This window comes from Streptomyces sp. NPDC059850, from assembly GCF_042731515.1.
Taxonomy (GTDB): Bacteria; Actinomycetota; Actinomycetes; order Streptomycetales; family Streptomycetaceae; genus Streptomyces.
On sequence record NZ_JBHWJI010000103.1, the window covers coordinates 1 to 14,696 of the forward strand.

The following is a 14,696-nucleotide window of genomic DNA, read 5'->3' on the forward strand; positions in this document are numbered from 1 at the left end:
GACATGCCCCGGCACCTCCAGCCCCTCCGGCGATTGAGGAGCGGGGTCCGGGGCGGCGCCCCGGGGTCGGGTAGGGGCGGGGTGGGGAGTAGAACGGCGCGCACACCCACCCGGTACTGTCGGGCCCGATGGACAAGACCCTGCTCGTGACCAACGACTTCCCGCCCCGCCCCGGCGGCATCCAGGCGTTCCTGCACAACATCGCCCTCCGCCTGGACCCGGAGCGGATCGTCGTCTACGCCTCCACCTGGAAGCACGGCGAGGAGGGCAAGGAGGCCACCGCCCGCTTCGACGCCGAGCAGCCGTACCCCGTCATCCGGGACCGTACGACGATGCTGCTGCCCACGCCCCGCGTCACCCGCCGCGCCACCGAGCTGCTGCGCGAGCACGGCTGCGGCTCGGTGTGGTTCGGCGCCGCCGCGCCGCTCGGGCTGATGGCGCCCGCGCTGCGCGCGGCAGGGGCTAGGCGGGCGGTGGCGACCACGCACGGGCACGAGGCCGCCTGGGCCCAGCTCCCCGCCTCCCGCGCGCTGCTGCGCCGCATCGGCGAGGGTACGGACACGATCACCTACCTCGGCGAGTACACCCGCTCCCGCATCGCCGACGCGCTCACCCCCGAGGCCGCCGCCCGCATGGTGCAACTGCCGCCGGGGGTGGACGAGAAGACGTTCCACCCCGGCTCCGGCGGGGACGAGATCCGGGCAAGGCTGGGGCTCACGGAGCGGCCCGTCGTGGTGTGCGTGTCGCGGCTGGTGCCGCGCAAGGGGCAGGACACGCTGATCGAGGCGATGCCGCTGATCCTGAAGCGGGTGCCGAGCGCGGCGCTGCTGATCGTGGGCGGCGGCCCGTACGAGAAGGACCTGCGGCGCCTCGCCGAGTCGACGGGCGTGGCCGAATCCGTACACTTCACCGGCCCGGTGCCCTGGGCGGAACTGCCCGCCCACTACGGCGCGGGCGACGTGTTCGCCATGCCGTGCCGTACGCGGCGGCGCGGGCTGGACGTCGAGGGCCTGGGCATCGTCTACCTGGAGGCGTCCGCGACCGGGCTTCCGGTGGTCGCCGGGGACTCCGGCGGCGCACCGGACGCGGTGCTGGAGGGCGAGACCGGGTGGGTGGTGCCGGGCGGCTCCGCGGAGCAGAGCGCGGAGCGGATCGTGGCCCTGCTGGAGGACGAGGCGCTGCGCCGCCGGATGGGCGAGCGAGGCCGCGCCTGGGTAGAGGAGCGCTGGCGCTGGGACCTGCTGGCCGACCGGCTGCGTTCGCTGCTCTAGCGACAAGCGGCAAACGACAAGAGCCCGGGGCTCAAGAAAAGCCCCGGGCCCCAAGCGCCCGGCTCAGCCCCCGTACAGCGCCTCGATCTCCGTCGCGAAATCCTTCGCCACCACATTCCGCTTCAGCTTCAGCGACGGCGTCACATGCCCCGAGTCCTCGGTGAACTGCTGCGTCAGCACGCGGAACTTCCGCACCGACTCCGCCTTCGAGACCGCCGCGTTCCCGTCGTCCACCGCCGTCTGGATCTCGGCCAGCAGCTCGGCGTCCTCGCACAGGTCGGCCGCCGTCGCGCCCTCCGGCTTGCCGTGTTCGGCGGCCCAGCGGGGCAGGAACTCCTCGTCCAGGGTGATCAGCGCGCCCACGAACGGGCGGCCGTCGCCGACGACCATGCACTCGGCGATCAGGGCGTGCGCCCGGATGCGGTCCTCGATCACCGCGGGGGCGACGTTCTTGCCGCCCGCGGTGATGATGATCTCCTTCTTGCGGCCGGTGATGGTGAGGTAGCCGTCCTCGTCGAGGGCGCCGACGTCACCGGTATGGAACCAGCCATCGGACAGCGCCTCGGCCGTCGCCGCCTCGTTGTTCCAGTACTCCGTGAACAGATGATCCCCGTGCAGCAGCACCTCGCCGTCGTCGGCGATACGGACCACCGTGCCCGGCATCGGCTGGCCGACCGAGCCGATCTTCTGCCGGTCCCACGGGTTGAAGGTGGTGGCCGCGCAGGACTCGGTCAGCCCGTAGCCCTCCAGCACCGTGAAGCCGATGCCCCGGTAGAAGTGGCCGAGCCGCTCGCCCAGCGGCGCGCCGCCGGAGATGGCGTGGGTGGCGCGGCCGCCGAGGGCGGCGCGCAGCCTGCTGAAGACCAGCCGGTCGAAGACCCGGTGCTTGAGCCGGAGTCCGAAGGACGGCCCGGACTCGGTGTCCAGCGCCTTGCTGTAGGCGATGGCGGCGTCGGCGGCCTTGTCGAAGATCTTTCCCCTGCCGTCGGCCTGGGCCTTGGCCCGCGCCGAGTTGTAGACCTTCTCGAAGACCCGCGGCACGCCCAGCACCAAGGTCGGCTGGAACGCGGCGAGTTCATCGGTGAGCGTCTTGATGTCCGAAACATGGCCGAGTTTGATCGGTGCCAGGACCGCGCAAATCTCCACCAACCGCCCGAAGACGTGCGCCTCCGGGAGGAAGAGCAGTACGGAGGAGTCACCGGTGGCGAAGATGGGTTTCAGCCGGGCCACCGCGTTCCCGCACTCGGCGAAGAAGCTGCGGTGCGAGAGGACGCAGCCCTTGGGGCGGCCGGTGGTGCCCGAGGTGTAGACGATGGTGGCGGGGGAGTCCGCGCCCGCGAGCGAGGAACGCTCGTCCACCGTCTCGTCCTTGACGTCCGAACCCAGCTCCCGCAGCGTCCCGATCGCGTCGTCCTCGATCTGCCAGACGTGCTTGAGGTCCGGCAGGGTGTCCCGCACGGACTCCACGGCCGCCTCGTGCACCCCGGTCTCGACGACGACCGCGACCGCGCCCGAGTCGCTGAGGATCCACCGCACCTGCTCCGGTGAACTCGTCTCGTACACCGGCACGGTGATGGCGCCCGCGCTCCAGATGGCGAAGTCCAGCAGCGTCCACTCGTAGCGGGTGCGCGACATCAGACCGACCCGGTCGCCCGGCGATACCCCGGCCGCGATCAGGCCCTTGGCGGCGGTGCGCACCTCGGCCAGGAAGTCCGCCGCGGTGACGTCCTCCCACCGGTCGCCGACCTTGCGGCCGACCACCGCCACATCCGGGTGCTGCGCCGCGTTGCGTTGGATGAGGTCCGTCAGATTGCCGTCGGCCGGAACCTCGTACAGGGCCGGAAGGCTGAACTCGCGCAAGACTGCTGCTCCTCATGGGCGCCGGCGCCGCTGCAGGGCAATGGGGGGTGCTGGACTGCCCGGACGTTACCCATCGGTATGGCTTCGGGATAGGGGTTTCCGTACAGATGTTTTATGCGTCACACACCGCCCTCGTCCTGCCCGCAGACTAGTCGACAGCCACCGGAGCCCGGAAGGAACCGCAGGTGGACGCGGGTCACTACGAACAGAACACCTTACGGACGGATGGTCACAGGTCTTAGGGTGACACGCATGCGAGTCCACGTGGTGAGTGACGTGCACGGGAACAGTCAGGACCTCGGGAAGGCGGGCGACGGGGCCGACGCCCTGATCTGCCTCGGTGACCTCGTCCTCTTCCTCGACTACGCCGACCACTCCCGCGGCATCTTCCCCGACCTCTTCGGCACCGAGAACGCCGACCGCCTGGTCGAACTCCGCACCGCCCGCCGCTTCGAGGAGGCCCGCGAGCTGGGCAACCGGCTGTGGGAGGGACTCGACCGCAACGCGGCCATCGAGGCCGCCGTACGCAGGCAGTACGCCGAGCTGTTCGCGGCCTTTCCCGCCCCGACGTACGCCACCTACGGCAATGTCGACATACCGCGACTCTGGCCGGAATACGCCGAACCCGGCACCACGATCCTCGACGGCGAGCGGGTCGAGATCGGCGGTCTCGTCTTCGGCTTCGTCGGCGGCGGCTTGCGCACGGCGATGCGCACCCCGTACGAGATCGACGACGAGACGTACGCCGAGAAGATCGCCGCGCTCGGCGGCCGGGGCGATGTGGACGTGCTGTGCACTCACATCCCGCCCGAGGCGCCGGACCTCTGCTACGACACCGTCGCCCGCCGCTTCGAGCGCGGCAGCAAGGCGCTGTTGGAGGCGATCCACACCATCCGCCCCCGCTATTCGCTCTTCGGCCACGTCCACCAGCCGCTCGCCCGCCGCATGCGGATCGGCGCCACCGAATGTGTCAACGTCGGACACTTCGCCTCCACCGGTACCCCCTGGACCCTGGAGTGGTGACCCACCCGCGATAGCCTTCACCGGCAGACACCCCATGCGGCGGACCGGTACGGAGGAGCCACGGCGATGGCGGAACACACCAGCTCGAGCATCACGATCGAGGCGGCACCGGCCGACGTGATGGAGGTGATCGCCGACTTCGACCGCTACCCGGAGTGGTCCGGTGAGGTGAAGGAGGCCGAGATCCTCACCAAGGACGATCAGGGGCGCGGCCAGCAGGTGCGGATGGTGCTCGACGCCGGGGCCATCAAGGACGACTACACGCTCCAGTACACCTGGACCGCCGACGAGGTCAGCTGGTCCCTGCTCAAGTCGCAGATGCTGCGCACCCTCGACGGCTCGTACCGGCTGGCCGCGCTGGACGGTGGCACGAGCACCGAGGTGACGTACCAGCTCACCGTGGACGTCAAGATCCCCATGCTCGGCATGATCAAGCGCAAGGCCGAGAAGGTCATCATCGACCGGGCGCTCGCGGGCCTGAAGAAGCGCGTCGAGGCCGCCTAGGCCTCTCCGGCGCACGGCCCGCCCGGCGTACGGCCCTCGCCCGGCGCACGGCCTGCCCGGCGCGCGGTCGCCATCGGGCGGGAAGCGGGCCGGGCGCGGGGTACGCTCCGCCGGGGCGGCCACTGGGAGCCGCACCGCACACCCACGTACCACCCCGCCGGAGGCTCCTTTCATGCGTACGGTCCTCGTCACCGGTACGGGCGGCGCGGGCCGCACCACCGTGGCCGCCGCGACCGCCCTCGCCGCCGCTCGCGAGGGACAGCGCACCCTGCTGCTCACCGCGGACCGGGACGGCACGCCCGAGGCGCTGCTCGGCATCGGCCCGCTGCGCGGCGCACCCGGCCGCAGCGCCGACCGGCTGCCGTGGTCCGTACCCGTCGCGCTGACCCCCGGGCTGTGGGCCGCCCGGGTCGTCACCGACGAATGGTTCCGCGACGAACTGACCGCCCTCCAGGACCGTGGCCGGAGCATGCTCGACATGCTGGGCTCGGCCCCGCTGGACGGCGAGGAGATGTCCGTGCTGCCCGGCGTGGAGGCGGTCGCGCTGCTGCGCGCGCTGCGCGCCGCGCAGACCGCCCCGCCCGGCACCGGCTGGGACGTCCTGGTGGTCGATCTGCCGCCCGCGCCGGAGACCGTAGCCCTGCTCGCCCTGCCCGAACAGCTGCGCCGCTATCTGCGGCGGCTGCTGCCCGCCGAGCGGCAGGCGGCCCGCGCGCTGCGGCCGATGCTGGCGCAGCTGGCCGGGATGCCGATGCCCGCGCAGAAGCTGTACGAGACGGCCGAGCGCTGGGAGCGCGAGCTGGCCGCGGTCCAGGGCGTCCTGGAGTCGGAGGCCACGACCGTACGGCTGGTGGTGGACCCGGGGCCGCTCGCCGACCGCGCGCTGCGCACCGCCCGCGCCGGACTCGCGCTGCACGGCTGCCGGGTGGAGTCGGTCGTCGCCAACCGGCTGCTGCCCACCGGCACCCCGGACCCGTGGCTGGGGGCGCTGTCCGGGCAGCAGCAGGCCGCGCTGAAGGACCTGTACGAGCAGTGGGCACCGGCGACGCCGGTCCGCGAGCTGCCGCATCTGGGCTGCGATCCGCAGGGCCTCGGCGACGCCACCGATCCCGCCGACAGCGGCCCTGATGACACCGCTGGTGACGTCTCCGGGGTGGTCTCCGGAGTGGTCTCCGGGGTGGTCGTCTCCGGCGGGGGCGGCGCGCCCCGCCCCACCGCCGGACTGGCCGCGCTGGCCGGTCCCGTCGGGGCGCCCGACCCGCGTCCGGACCGCCCGGCGCCCGACCCGTGGACCGTCGAGGACCGGCTGGGCGACGAGGGCGTGCTGCTGTGGCGGTTGCCGCTGCCCGGCGCCTCCCGGGACGGGCTGAACCTGGTCCGGCGCGGCGACGAACTGATCGTCACGGTCGGGCCGTTCCACCGCGTGCTGCCGCTGCCGTCCGCGCTGCGCCGCTGCACGGTCTCCGGCGCCGGGCTGCGCGACGGTCAGCTGCAGGTCCGCTTCACCCCGGACCCCGACCTGTGGCCGAAGCGCCCCTGACCGCTTCCGGGGCATCTGACCCCGGCCCCTCGTTCCGGTAACGTCGAGAGCAAGCCCGGTTGAACGAACGGACCGGGCAGCCAGCCTCCCCGCCGCAGGAGTTCGCCATGAGCGATGCCACCGAGCGCCCCGCCGACGCCCAGGGCACCGACGTACCGGTCACCGACATCGACCCCGACGCCTGGGAGCAGGCCTGCGCCGAGGACCTGGCCGCCGAGAAGGCCCGGCGGAAGGCCCAGGAGGGCGGCGGTGAGGAGCCGGGCAGCGCCGCCGAGGAGCTGCGCAAACTGGCCGACGCCGTCGCCGAGAAGCTGGCCGGGCTGCAGACACCGCTGGCCGGCACGGCTGCCGGTACGGCCGTTGAAGGCGCCGTACAACAGTTGATCGCAGGGGCGAAGGCGGCCGTTGAACCGGTCATAGAGCGCAATCCCGACGTATTCGAGCATCTCGCCGGAGCCGGAAGCGAGCTGCTCGCCGCCTACCGGGCCGCCGTGACGGGCCAGGAGCAGCGCTGGACCCAGAGCGGCGAGAGCGGAGGGCCTTCGCGCGGAGACGAAGGTCAGAGTTCGAGTAGTGAACACATCGACCTCGATTGAGCGCTACCTCCGGTACCGTTAGCCGTGGCGGGGTTCGACCAAATAACTGAGGGACTCATGGGACTCACCATCGGCGTCGACATCGGCGGCACGAAGATCGCGGCTGGCGTGGTCGACGAAGAGGGCTCGATTCTCGAAACGAGCAAGGTATCGACCCCGCCGACCCCCGAGGGAGTCGTCGACGCCATCGCGGACGCGGTGCGCGAGGTCAGCGCCGGTCATGACGTCGAGGCCGTCGGTATCGGCGCGGCCGGTTACGTGGACGACAAGCGCGCCACCGTGCTCTTCGCGCCCAACATCAACTGGCGGCACGAGGCGCTGAAGGACAAGGTCGAGCAGCGCGTGGGCCTCCCCGTCGTCGTCGAGAACGACGCGAACGCGGCCGCGTGGGGCGAGTACCGCTTCGGCGCGGGCGCGGGCCATGACGACGTCGTGTGCATCACCCTCGGCACCGGCCTCGGCGGCGGCATCATCATCGGCGGCAAGCTGCACCGAGGCCGCTTCGGCGTCGCGGCCGAGTTCGGCCACATAAGGGTCGTCCCCGACGGTCTGCTGTGCGGCTGCGGCAGCCAGGGCTGCTGGGAGCAGTACGCCTCCGGCCGCGCCCTGGTCCGTTACGCCCAGCAGCGCGCCGCCGCCACCCCGGAGAACGCCGAGATCCTGCTCGGCCTCGGCGACGGCACCCCCGAGGGCGTCGAGGGCAAGCACATCAGCGACGCCGCCCGCCAGGGCGACCCGGTCGCCATCGACTCCTTCCGAGAGCTGGCCCGCTGGGCGGGCGCCGGGCTCGCCGACCTCGCCTCGCTCTTCGACCCGTCGGCGTTCATCGTCGGCGGCGGGGTCTCCGACGAGGGCGATCTCGTCCTGGAGCCGATCCGCAAGTCGTTCCGCCGCTGGCTGGTCGGCAACCAGTGGCGGCCGCACGCCCAGGTGCTCGCCGCGCAGCTCGGCGGCAAGGCCGGTCTTGTCGGCGCCGCGGACCTCGCCCGCCAGGGCTGACGAGACACTTTCGGGGAGGCGCGTGGTGCTCGCGGATCTGCCCGCCTCCACCACCGGCCCTGACGCGGCCGTGGTGCGGGTGCTCAGCTACAACATCCGCTCGCTGCGCGACGACCGCGAGGCGCTGGCCCGGGTGATCCGGGCCTGCGCCCCCGATGTGGTCTGCGTCCAGGAGGCGCCGCGCTTCTTCCGCTGGCGCAAGGCCGCCGCCTGGCTGGCCCGCGAGACCGGCCTCGTCTACGCGACGGGCGGCGCCACCGCCACCGGCCCCATGATCCTCACCTCGCTGCGCGCCCATGTCGAGCGCTCCGAGGACATCCTGCTGCCCCGCGTACCCGGCCTGCACCGGCGGGGCTTCGCCACCGCCGTGCTGCGCTTAGGCGGCGGCCACCGGGGCGACGACGGCATAAGGCTGGGCGTCGTCAGCTGCCATCTGAGCCTGTCCGCGCCCGAGCGCTACGACCAGGCGGGGATGCTGCTGGACCGGATCACCGCGCTCGGCGCGCCGTACGCCGTCGCCGCCGGGGACATCAACGAGCAGCCGGACGGCCGCGCCTTCCGCCGCATCGCCGGAACGCTGCGGGACGGCTGGGCCACCGAGCCGTGGGGGAGCGAGGCCACCTTCGACCCGGGCGATCCGCGCCGCCGCATCGACGCGCTGTTCGCGTCCGACGGCATCGAGATCATCGGCTGTGGGGTGCCGTCCGGGCTGCCCGGCGTCGCCGACGCGGACCTGAGGGCGGCCACGGACCACCTTCCGGTCCTGGCCGCGCTCCGGCTGCCGCGCGCGGCCTCGTAATCCCGCCTGGGGTCAGACGACATCCCGCCTGGGGTCAGACGACGGCGCCGCGCCCCGGGTCGTCGTCCTCGCCCTCGTCGTCGCTGTCCTTCATCCGCATCACCAGCGTGACGAAGCCGCCGAGGAACCCGCCGACGCCCAGCGTCGTGATCCACCAGGTCAGCTCCACCCGGAACAGCACCACGCCGAGCAGCAGCAGCGGCCCGCCCAGCACGCCCAGCCAGGCGAACCGGGACGTGGTGTCGGACTCGGGGAGCGGCGGCGGCTCGGGCGGGACGAAGTGGCCCTCGTCGGTCTCGTCGAAGTCGCCCTCGGAGGGCTCCTCGGCGTCCCAGTCGCGCGGGCCCACGCCCGGCGCGTACACGATGAAGCTCCCGACGGGCTTGTCACCCTTGCCCGTCTTATCGCCCTCGTCGGCCTTGGTGAGGGTGTCCGGCGCCGCCCCGCCCGGACGGTCGTCCTCGACGTCGGGGTCGAAGTCGTCCTCGAAGCGTTCGCCCGGGCTGCCGCTCAGTTCGTCGTCCAGCTCGTTCAGCGGGTCGTTGCGGCGGGAGTCCTCACGCCGGGAGTCCTCGCGGCCCCACTTCTCCGTCAGGTCCTTGGCCGCGGGCCACCGCTCCGCCTCCGGCGGGTCCGGCGGCTCCTCCCCGTACGCGGCGACGATCGCCGCGAAGGCGGCGTCGTCGTCCCGGCGCGCCCCCGCCTCGTTCTCGTTCGAATCGCGCTCAGCCACTGGCCGCCGCCCCCTCCTTCCCGCTGACGTCACCGGGTCCGGTCCCGTTGTCCTCTCCCATACCCGCGGTCAGCCGGGTGATGAACGTGTCCGTCTCCTCGAAGATGAACTCGGCGTCGTAGTCCAGCGTCGCCACGTGGTAGCTGCGCTCCAGCAGGTGTTCTGTGACGTCCCGGGACGAGACCTGGCTCAGGATGCGCTCGGAGTCGGCCGACGGCACCACATGGTCCTGCGGGCTGTGCATCACCAGCAGCGGCTGGGTCACCTGCGGCAGTTCGGCGTCGACCACCCGGTAGAAGCGGCGCATCGAGTGGACGGCGTGTAGCGGCATCCGGTCATAGCCCCATTCCTGGGAACCCGGCTTGGCGATGTCGCTCGCGATTCCCTTGACGGAGGGCACCAGATGACGCAGCACCGGAAGGGCCACGGCCAGCGGATCGTGGATCCGGTTGGCCGGATTCACCACGACGACGCCACTGATCTCGGAGCCGTGCTGGGCGGCCAGCCGCAGCGCGAGGGCGCCGCCCATCGACAGCCCGCAGACGAAGACCCGGGCGCACCGCTCGCGCAGCGCCCGCAGCTCCCGGTCGACCTCGGCGTACCAGTCCTGCCACCCGGTGACGGCGAGATCCTGCCAGCGGGTCCCATGGCCGGGGAGGAGCGGAAGCGAGACGGTCAGCCCGCGCCGGGCGAGGTGCTCGGCCCAGGGGCGCACCGACTGCGGGGAACCGGTGAAGCCGTGACAGACGAGGACGCCGATCTCTCCGCCGTCGTGGCGGAACGGCTCGGCTCCGGGGAGGAGCGGCACCACGCATCTCCGTTCGGTGGTGAAGCGGTCAACGGGACCTCAGCGTACGCGGCGCGCCGCACCGGGGGTAGGCAGGTTAAGGTCTCCTCGTCGGATACAGGAGGTTCTCGGTTGTTCTACGGTGCAATGAAGCTGTCGGTGGGTGGCACGTTGAAGCTTGCCTTCCGGCCCTGGGTGGAGGGATTGGAAAACATCCCATCCGAGGGTCCGGCCATCCTCGCGAGCAACCACCTCTCCTTCTCCGACTCCTTCTTCCTGCCCGCGATGCTCGACCGGAAGGTCACGTTCATCGCCAAGCAGGAGTACTTCACCACTCCGGGGATCAAGGGCAGGCTGACGGCGGCGTTCTTCAAGGGCGTCGGCCAGCTTCCCGTGGACCGCTCGGGCAGCAGGGGGGCGGGCGAGGCCGCGATCAAGGCCGGGATCGAGGTCATCAAGCGCGGTGAGCTGTTCGGCATCTACCCGGAGGGCACGCGCTCGCCGGACGGTCGGCTCTACCGGGGCAAGCCCGGCGGTCTCGCCCGGGTCGCGCTGGCGACGGGCGCGCCGGTGATCCCGGTCGCGATGATCGACACCGAGAAGATCCAGCCGCCCGGCAAGGTGATGCCCAAGCTGATGCGCCCGGGCATCAAGATCGGCAAACCGCTGGACTTCAGCCGCTACCACGGCATGGACGGCGACCGCTTCATCCTGCGCTCGGTGACCGACGAGGTCATGTACGAGATCATGAAGCTGTCCGGCCAGGAGTACGTCGACGTCTACGCGACCGCCGCCAAGCGGCAGATCGCGGACGCGGAGGCGGCCCGTAAGAAGGCCGAGAAGGCGGACAAGGCCGAGAAGGCCGAGAAGGCCGTGGACGAGGGCGCGGACGACAAGAGCGACGACAGCGACAGCAACAGCAAGGACAGGGACAAGACCGGGGCGTAGGTCGCGCCGGACCCGGGGGTGGGGGGAAGTTGGCGCTGCAGCCCAAGCGCGAGCGTGTCGTACGCATGTCCGTGGAGCAGCCGCTGTGGCAGGCGCTGACGGCCTACCGGGTGCTCACCCTGGTCTACGCGCTCTGCCTCTTCGTCTACTCCTTCCACGACTACGACCATCCGCTGGGCGCCGCCGCCTATATGGCGGTGCTCACCCTGTGGACGGCGCTGACCTTCCGCATGGTCTCCTCGGCCGAGCGCTGCACCCGGCGCTTCCTGATCGGCGACCTCGGCGTCGCGATCACCGGCATCCTGCTCACCCCGCTCGTCGACACCCACGACCGCATCGTCGAGGGCACGCCCACGCTGCCCTCCATATGGACGGCGGGCGCGGTCCTCGGCTTCGCCATCAAGGGCGGCTGGCGGTGGGCCGCGTGGGCGTCGACCGTCGTCTGCGCGGCCAACATCATCGAACGCGGCGGGTTCGCCCAGGACACCGTCCACATGCTGATGCTGGTGTGGGTGGCGAGCGTGGCCATCGGGTACGTCGTGGAGGTCGCCCGCGCCAGTGAACGCACCCTGGAGCGCGCGCTGCGCATCGAGGCGGCGACGCGTGAACGGGAGCGGCTGGCCCGGGACATCCACGACAGCGTGCTCCAGGTGCTGGCCATGGTGCAGCGCCGGGGCGCGGCGATCGGCGGCGAGGCGGCCGAACTGGGCCGGATGGCGGGGGAGCAGGAGATCGCGCTGCGGTCGCTGGTGGCCACCGGTCTGGTCACCCCGCCGCGCGGTGCGGCGGACGACCGTACGGGTGGTGGCCGTACGGGTGACGCCGCTGACGACCGTGACCGTACGGAGGCCACGACCCCGGTACCGCCGTGCGCTCCCCTGGACGCCCTGCGCGCGAACGCCCTGCCCGAGGACGCCGACGAGCCGTGCGACGTACGGGCGCTGCTCGCCCCGCACGCCGGGTCCCAGGTCACCTTCTCCGAACCGGGCGCCCCGGTGCTCCTCACGGCGGCCGCGGCGGGGGAGTTGGCGGCCGCTGTCGGTGCCGCGCTGGACAATGTGCGGGTGCACGCGGGGGACGGGGCGCGGGCCTGGATCCTGCTGGAGGACGAGCCGAGCGCGGTGATGGTCACCGTCCGGGACGACGGCCCCGGCATCCCGGAGGGCAGGCTCGCCGACGCCGAGCGGGAAGGGCGGCTCGGCGTCGCCCTGTCGATCCGGGGGCGGCTGCGGGACCTCGGCGGTACCGCCGAGTGGATCTCGGCGCCGGGGCAGGGCACCGAAGTGGAGCTGACAGTTCCGAAGCCTGCGGTGACGACGAAGGGAATGAGCGCACGATGACCGACGACGTCCGGGAAGCCGAACCGACGGTGACGGTGATGGTGGTGGACGACCACCCGATGTGGCGCGACGCCGTCGCCCGCGACCTGTCCGAGGCCGGGTTCGACGTGGTCGCCACCGCCGGGGACGGGCCCCAGGCGGTCCGCCGGGCCAAGGCCGCCGAGCCCGATGTCCTGGTGCTCGACCTCAACCTGCCCGGGCTGCCGGGCGTCGAGGTCTGCAAGGAGGTCGTCGCCGCCCACCCCAAGCTGCGGGTGCTGGTGCTCTCCGCGAGCGGCGAGCACGCGGACGTCCTGGAGGCGGTCAAGTCCGGCGCCACGGGCTATCTGGTGAAGTCGGCCAGTACGGAAGAGCTGATCGACGCGGTGCGCCGTACCGCCGTGGGCGACGCCGTGTTCACCCCGGGCCTCGCCGGTCTGGTGCTCGGCGAGTACCGGCGGCTGGCCAGCGAGCCCGCCCCCGCCACCGCCGACCAGCCGGTCGTCCCGCAGCTCACCGAGCGGGAGACGGAGGTGCTGCGGCTGGTGGCCAAGGGGCTCTCGTACAAGCAGATCGCCGAGCGCCTGGTGATCTCCCACCGCACCGTGCAGAACCATGTGCAGAACACCCTGGGCAAGCTTCAGCTGCACAACCGGGTGGAGCTGGTGCGGTACGCCATCGAGGCCGGGCTGGACGACGCCTGAGCCCTTCGGCGGCCCGCCGCTCGAACGGGTGAACTTCTCCCTCAACTCCCTTGTTATCCACAGGAATCACCATCCGCCCCATCCCCTGTGACCTGGATCACCGTTAGCGTGGCCCCGTACCGGGCCCCATCTCGGGATTTCCGGGATTTCAGCGGCAGAAGGGATGAAAAGGATGCGGGTCGGAGTGCTCACCGGCGGCGGCGACTGCCCCGGGCTCAACGCGGTCATCCGCGCCGTCGTCCGTAAGGGCGTGCAGGAATACGGCTACGACTTCGTCGGCTTCCGGGACGGCTGGCGCGGTCCCCTCCAGAACGACACCGTTCCCCTCGACATCCGCGCGGTACGCGGCATCCTGCCGCGCGGAGGCACCATCCTCGGATCGTCCCGCACCAACCCCTTCAACAGCGAGGACGGCGTCCGCCGGGTCAAGGAGACCCTGGCCAAGCAGGAGGTCGACGCGCTCATCGCGATCGGCGGCGAGGACACTCTCGGGGTCGCCGCCCGGCTCTCCGGCGACTACGGCATCGCGTGCGTCGGCGTCCCGAAGACCATCGACAACGACCTCTCCGCCACGGACTACACCTTCGGCTTCGACACGGCCGTCAACATCGCGACGGAGGCGATCGACCGCCTCCACACCACCGCCGAATCCCATATGCGGGTCCTGGTGGTGGAGGTGATGGGCCGCCACGCGGGCTGGATCGCCCTCCACGCGGGGCTCGCCGGGGGTGCCAACGTCATCCTCATCCCTGAGCAGCGCTTCGACGTCGACCGCATCTGCGCGTGGGTCGAATCCCGCTTCAAGATCCGCTACGCGCCGATCGTGGTCGTTGCGGAGGGGGCGATGCCGAAGGACCGCGATGCGGTCCTGAAGGACGACTCCCTGGACTCCTTCGGTCACGTCCGGCTCTCCGGGATCGGGGAATGGCTGGCCAAGGAGATCGAGCGGCGCACGGGCAAGGAGGCCCGGACGACTGTGCTGGGCCACGTCCAGCGGGGTGGCACCCCGAGTGCCTTCGACCGGTGGCTCGCGACCCGCTTCGGTCTGCACGCGATCGACGCGGTCCGTGACGAGGACTTCGGCCAGATGGTCGCGCTACGCGGCACGGACATCGTCCGCGTCCCGCTGGCCGAAGCGACGGCCCGCCTCAAGACGGTGGACCCGTCGCTGTACGCGGAAGCGGAGGTCTTCTTCGGCTGACCGACGGCCGCTGCGCGGCACGCCCCCCACCCCGCCCCTACCCGAACCGGGGCGCTGCCCCGGCCCCCGACCGCTCCGGGAGCGGTTCCCGGGCCCGGTACCTGGGGGTTCGCAGCGTGGCGCGCCCCGGTGGCCGGGCGCGCCTGGGGCGGGGCCTGGGGATTCGTGGCCGGGTGCGGCCCGGTGGCCGGGTTGTGCCCACCCGTTCCTCCCCCAGCTACCGCTGGGAGGTGCCCCCCGGCGGAACGATTGCCCACAACCGGGTCGACATGGCCCGGCCGTTGCGGGAGCGGGCTACCGGGCGGCGCGCTCGTCACCAGCCCGTCCAGGGACCGCCGCCCACCCCTCCGGGAGACCCCAGCCCTGGCCGGAACATCCCCGCCCTGGCCAGGACATCCCAGCCTCTCCGGCG

General features: G+C 72.0%; 14 protein-coding genes. 11 read left to right on the forward strand and 3 right to left on the reverse strand.

The genetic code is table 11. The features are described 5' to 3' along the window. Positions 1 to 128 precede the first annotated feature (128 nt). Positions 129 to 1,271, forward strand: coding sequence for a glycosyltransferase family 4 protein (locus ACFV9T_RS41310; RefSeq protein ID WP_385448698.1), 1,143 nt, complete (start codon positions 129 to 131; stop codon positions 1,269 to 1,271). A 63-nt stretch (positions 1,272 to 1,334) separates the two neighbouring features. On the opposite strand, the gene ACFV9T_RS41315 is transcribed toward ACFV9T_RS41310, so the two are convergent. Further along, positions 1,335 to 3,131: an AMP-dependent synthetase/ligase gene (locus ACFV9T_RS41315; protein ID WP_385448701.1), complete on the reverse strand. Its 1,797-nt coding sequence runs from the start codon at positions 3,129 to 3,131 to the stop codon at positions 1,335 to 1,337. A gap of 252 nt (positions 3,132 to 3,383) precedes the next feature. On the opposite strand from ACFV9T_RS41315, the gene ACFV9T_RS41320 reads away from it, so the two are divergent. From ACFV9T_RS41320 to ACFV9T_RS41345, 6 genes are all read left to right on the forward strand, one after another. Then, entirely contained in the window at positions 3,384 to 4,154 is a 771-nt protein-coding gene (locus ACFV9T_RS41320) for a metallophosphoesterase (protein ID WP_385448704.1), read from the forward strand. 66 nt (positions 4,155 to 4,220) lie between these two features. Continuing rightward, positions 4,221 to 4,658 carry an SRPBCC family protein gene (locus tag ACFV9T_RS41325; protein ID WP_385448707.1) on the forward strand — a complete coding sequence of 146 codons (438 nt, stop codon included), beginning with the start codon at positions 4,221 to 4,223 and terminating at the stop codon, positions 4,656 to 4,658. A 172-nt stretch (positions 4,659 to 4,830) separates the two neighbouring features. Beyond that, entirely contained in the window at positions 4,831 to 6,198 is a 1,368-nt protein-coding gene (locus tag ACFV9T_RS41330; RefSeq protein ID WP_385448710.1) for an ArsA family ATPase, read from the forward strand. A 107-nt stretch (positions 6,199 to 6,305) separates the two neighbouring features. Beyond that, positions 6,306 to 6,794: a DUF5304 domain-containing protein gene (locus ACFV9T_RS41335; protein WP_385448712.1), complete on the forward strand. Its 489-nt coding sequence runs from the start codon at positions 6,306 to 6,308 to the stop codon at positions 6,792 to 6,794. 57 nt (positions 6,795 to 6,851) lie between these two features. Beyond that, positions 6,852 to 7,793, forward strand: coding sequence for an ROK family glucokinase (locus ACFV9T_RS41340; RefSeq protein WP_385448715.1), 942 nt, complete (start codon positions 6,852 to 6,854; stop codon positions 7,791 to 7,793). A 22-nt stretch (positions 7,794 to 7,815) separates the two neighbouring features. Continuing rightward, the gene (locus tag ACFV9T_RS41345) at positions 7,816 to 8,592 is read left to right on the forward strand and encodes an endonuclease/exonuclease/phosphatase family protein (protein ID WP_385448717.1); all 777 of its coding nucleotides are present in this window, start codon (positions 7,816 to 7,818) and stop codon (positions 8,590 to 8,592) included. A gap of 34 nt (positions 8,593 to 8,626) precedes the next feature. Here ACFV9T_RS41345 and ACFV9T_RS41350 read toward each other — a convergent pair whose 3' ends face one another. After that, positions 8,627 to 9,325: a hypothetical protein gene (locus tag ACFV9T_RS41350; RefSeq protein ID WP_385448719.1), complete on the reverse strand. Its 699-nt coding sequence runs from the start codon at positions 9,323 to 9,325 to the stop codon at positions 8,627 to 8,629. Further along, positions 9,318 to 10,133, reverse strand: a complete 816-nt coding sequence (locus tag ACFV9T_RS41355) for an alpha/beta hydrolase (RefSeq protein WP_385448721.1) — start codon at positions 10,131 to 10,133, stop codon at positions 9,318 to 9,320. Before ACFV9T_RS41355 ends, ACFV9T_RS41350 begins: the two co-directional genes overlap by 8 nt. A gap of 126 nt (positions 10,134 to 10,259) precedes the next feature. Between ACFV9T_RS41355 and ACFV9T_RS41360 the strand changes: the two genes are divergently transcribed. From ACFV9T_RS41360 to ACFV9T_RS41375, 4 genes are all read left to right on the forward strand, one after another. Then, positions 10,260 to 11,060 (forward strand): lysophospholipid acyltransferase family protein, encoded by an 801-nt coding sequence (locus tag ACFV9T_RS41360; protein ID WP_385448729.1) that lies wholly within the window; start codon positions 10,260 to 10,262, stop codon positions 11,058 to 11,060. 65 nt (positions 11,061 to 11,125) lie between these two features. Beyond that, positions 11,126 to 12,400: a MacS family sensor histidine kinase gene (macS, locus tag ACFV9T_RS41365; RefSeq protein ID WP_385448732.1), complete on the forward strand. Its 1,275-nt coding sequence runs from the start codon at positions 11,126 to 11,128 to the stop codon at positions 12,398 to 12,400. Next, positions 12,397 to 13,083 (forward strand): response regulator, encoded by a 687-nt coding sequence (locus ACFV9T_RS41370; RefSeq protein ID WP_385448723.1) that lies wholly within the window; start codon positions 12,397 to 12,399, stop codon positions 13,081 to 13,083. Before macS ends, ACFV9T_RS41370 begins: the two co-directional genes overlap by 4 nt. A 172-nt stretch (positions 13,084 to 13,255) precedes the next feature. Further along, entirely contained in the window at positions 13,256 to 14,284 is a 1,029-nt protein-coding gene (locus ACFV9T_RS41375) for a 6-phosphofructokinase (protein WP_385448726.1), read from the forward strand. Positions 14,285 to 14,696: the final 412 nt, after the last annotated feature.

What these genes read in the sequence shown, in the direction of transcription:
- ACFV9T_RS41310 (WP_385448698.1), top strand. Translation starts at nt 129, where the DNA reads ATGGACAAGACCCTGCTCGTGACCAACGACTTCCCGCCCCGCCCCGGC.
- ACFV9T_RS41320 (WP_385448704.1), top strand. Translation starts at nt 3,384, where the DNA reads ATGCGAGTCCACGTGGTGAGTGACGTGCACGGGAACAGTCAGGACCTC.
- ACFV9T_RS41325 (WP_385448707.1), top strand. Translation starts at nt 4,221, where the DNA reads ATGGCGGAACACACCAGCTCGAGCATCACGATCGAGGCGGCACCGGCC.
- ACFV9T_RS41330 (WP_385448710.1), top strand. Translation starts at nt 4,831, where the DNA reads ATGCGTACGGTCCTCGTCACCGGTACGGGCGGCGCGGGCCGCACCACC.
- ACFV9T_RS41335 (WP_385448712.1), top strand. Translation starts at nt 6,306, where the DNA reads ATGAGCGATGCCACCGAGCGCCCCGCCGACGCCCAGGGCACCGACGTA.
- ACFV9T_RS41340 (WP_385448715.1), top strand. Translation starts at nt 6,852, where the DNA reads ATGGGACTCACCATCGGCGTCGACATCGGCGGCACGAAGATCGCGGCT.
- ACFV9T_RS41360 (WP_385448729.1), top strand. Translation starts at nt 10,260, where the DNA reads ATGAAGCTGTCGGTGGGTGGCACGTTGAAGCTTGCCTTCCGGCCCTGG.
- macS (WP_385448732.1), top strand. Translation starts at nt 11,126, where the DNA reads ATGTCCGTGGAGCAGCCGCTGTGGCAGGCGCTGACGGCCTACCGGGTG.
- ACFV9T_RS41370 (WP_385448723.1), top strand. Translation starts at nt 12,397, where the DNA reads ATGACCGACGACGTCCGGGAAGCCGAACCGACGGTGACGGTGATGGTG.
- ACFV9T_RS41375 (WP_385448726.1), top strand. Translation starts at nt 13,256, where the DNA reads ATGCGGGTCGGAGTGCTCACCGGCGGCGGCGACTGCCCCGGGCTCAAC.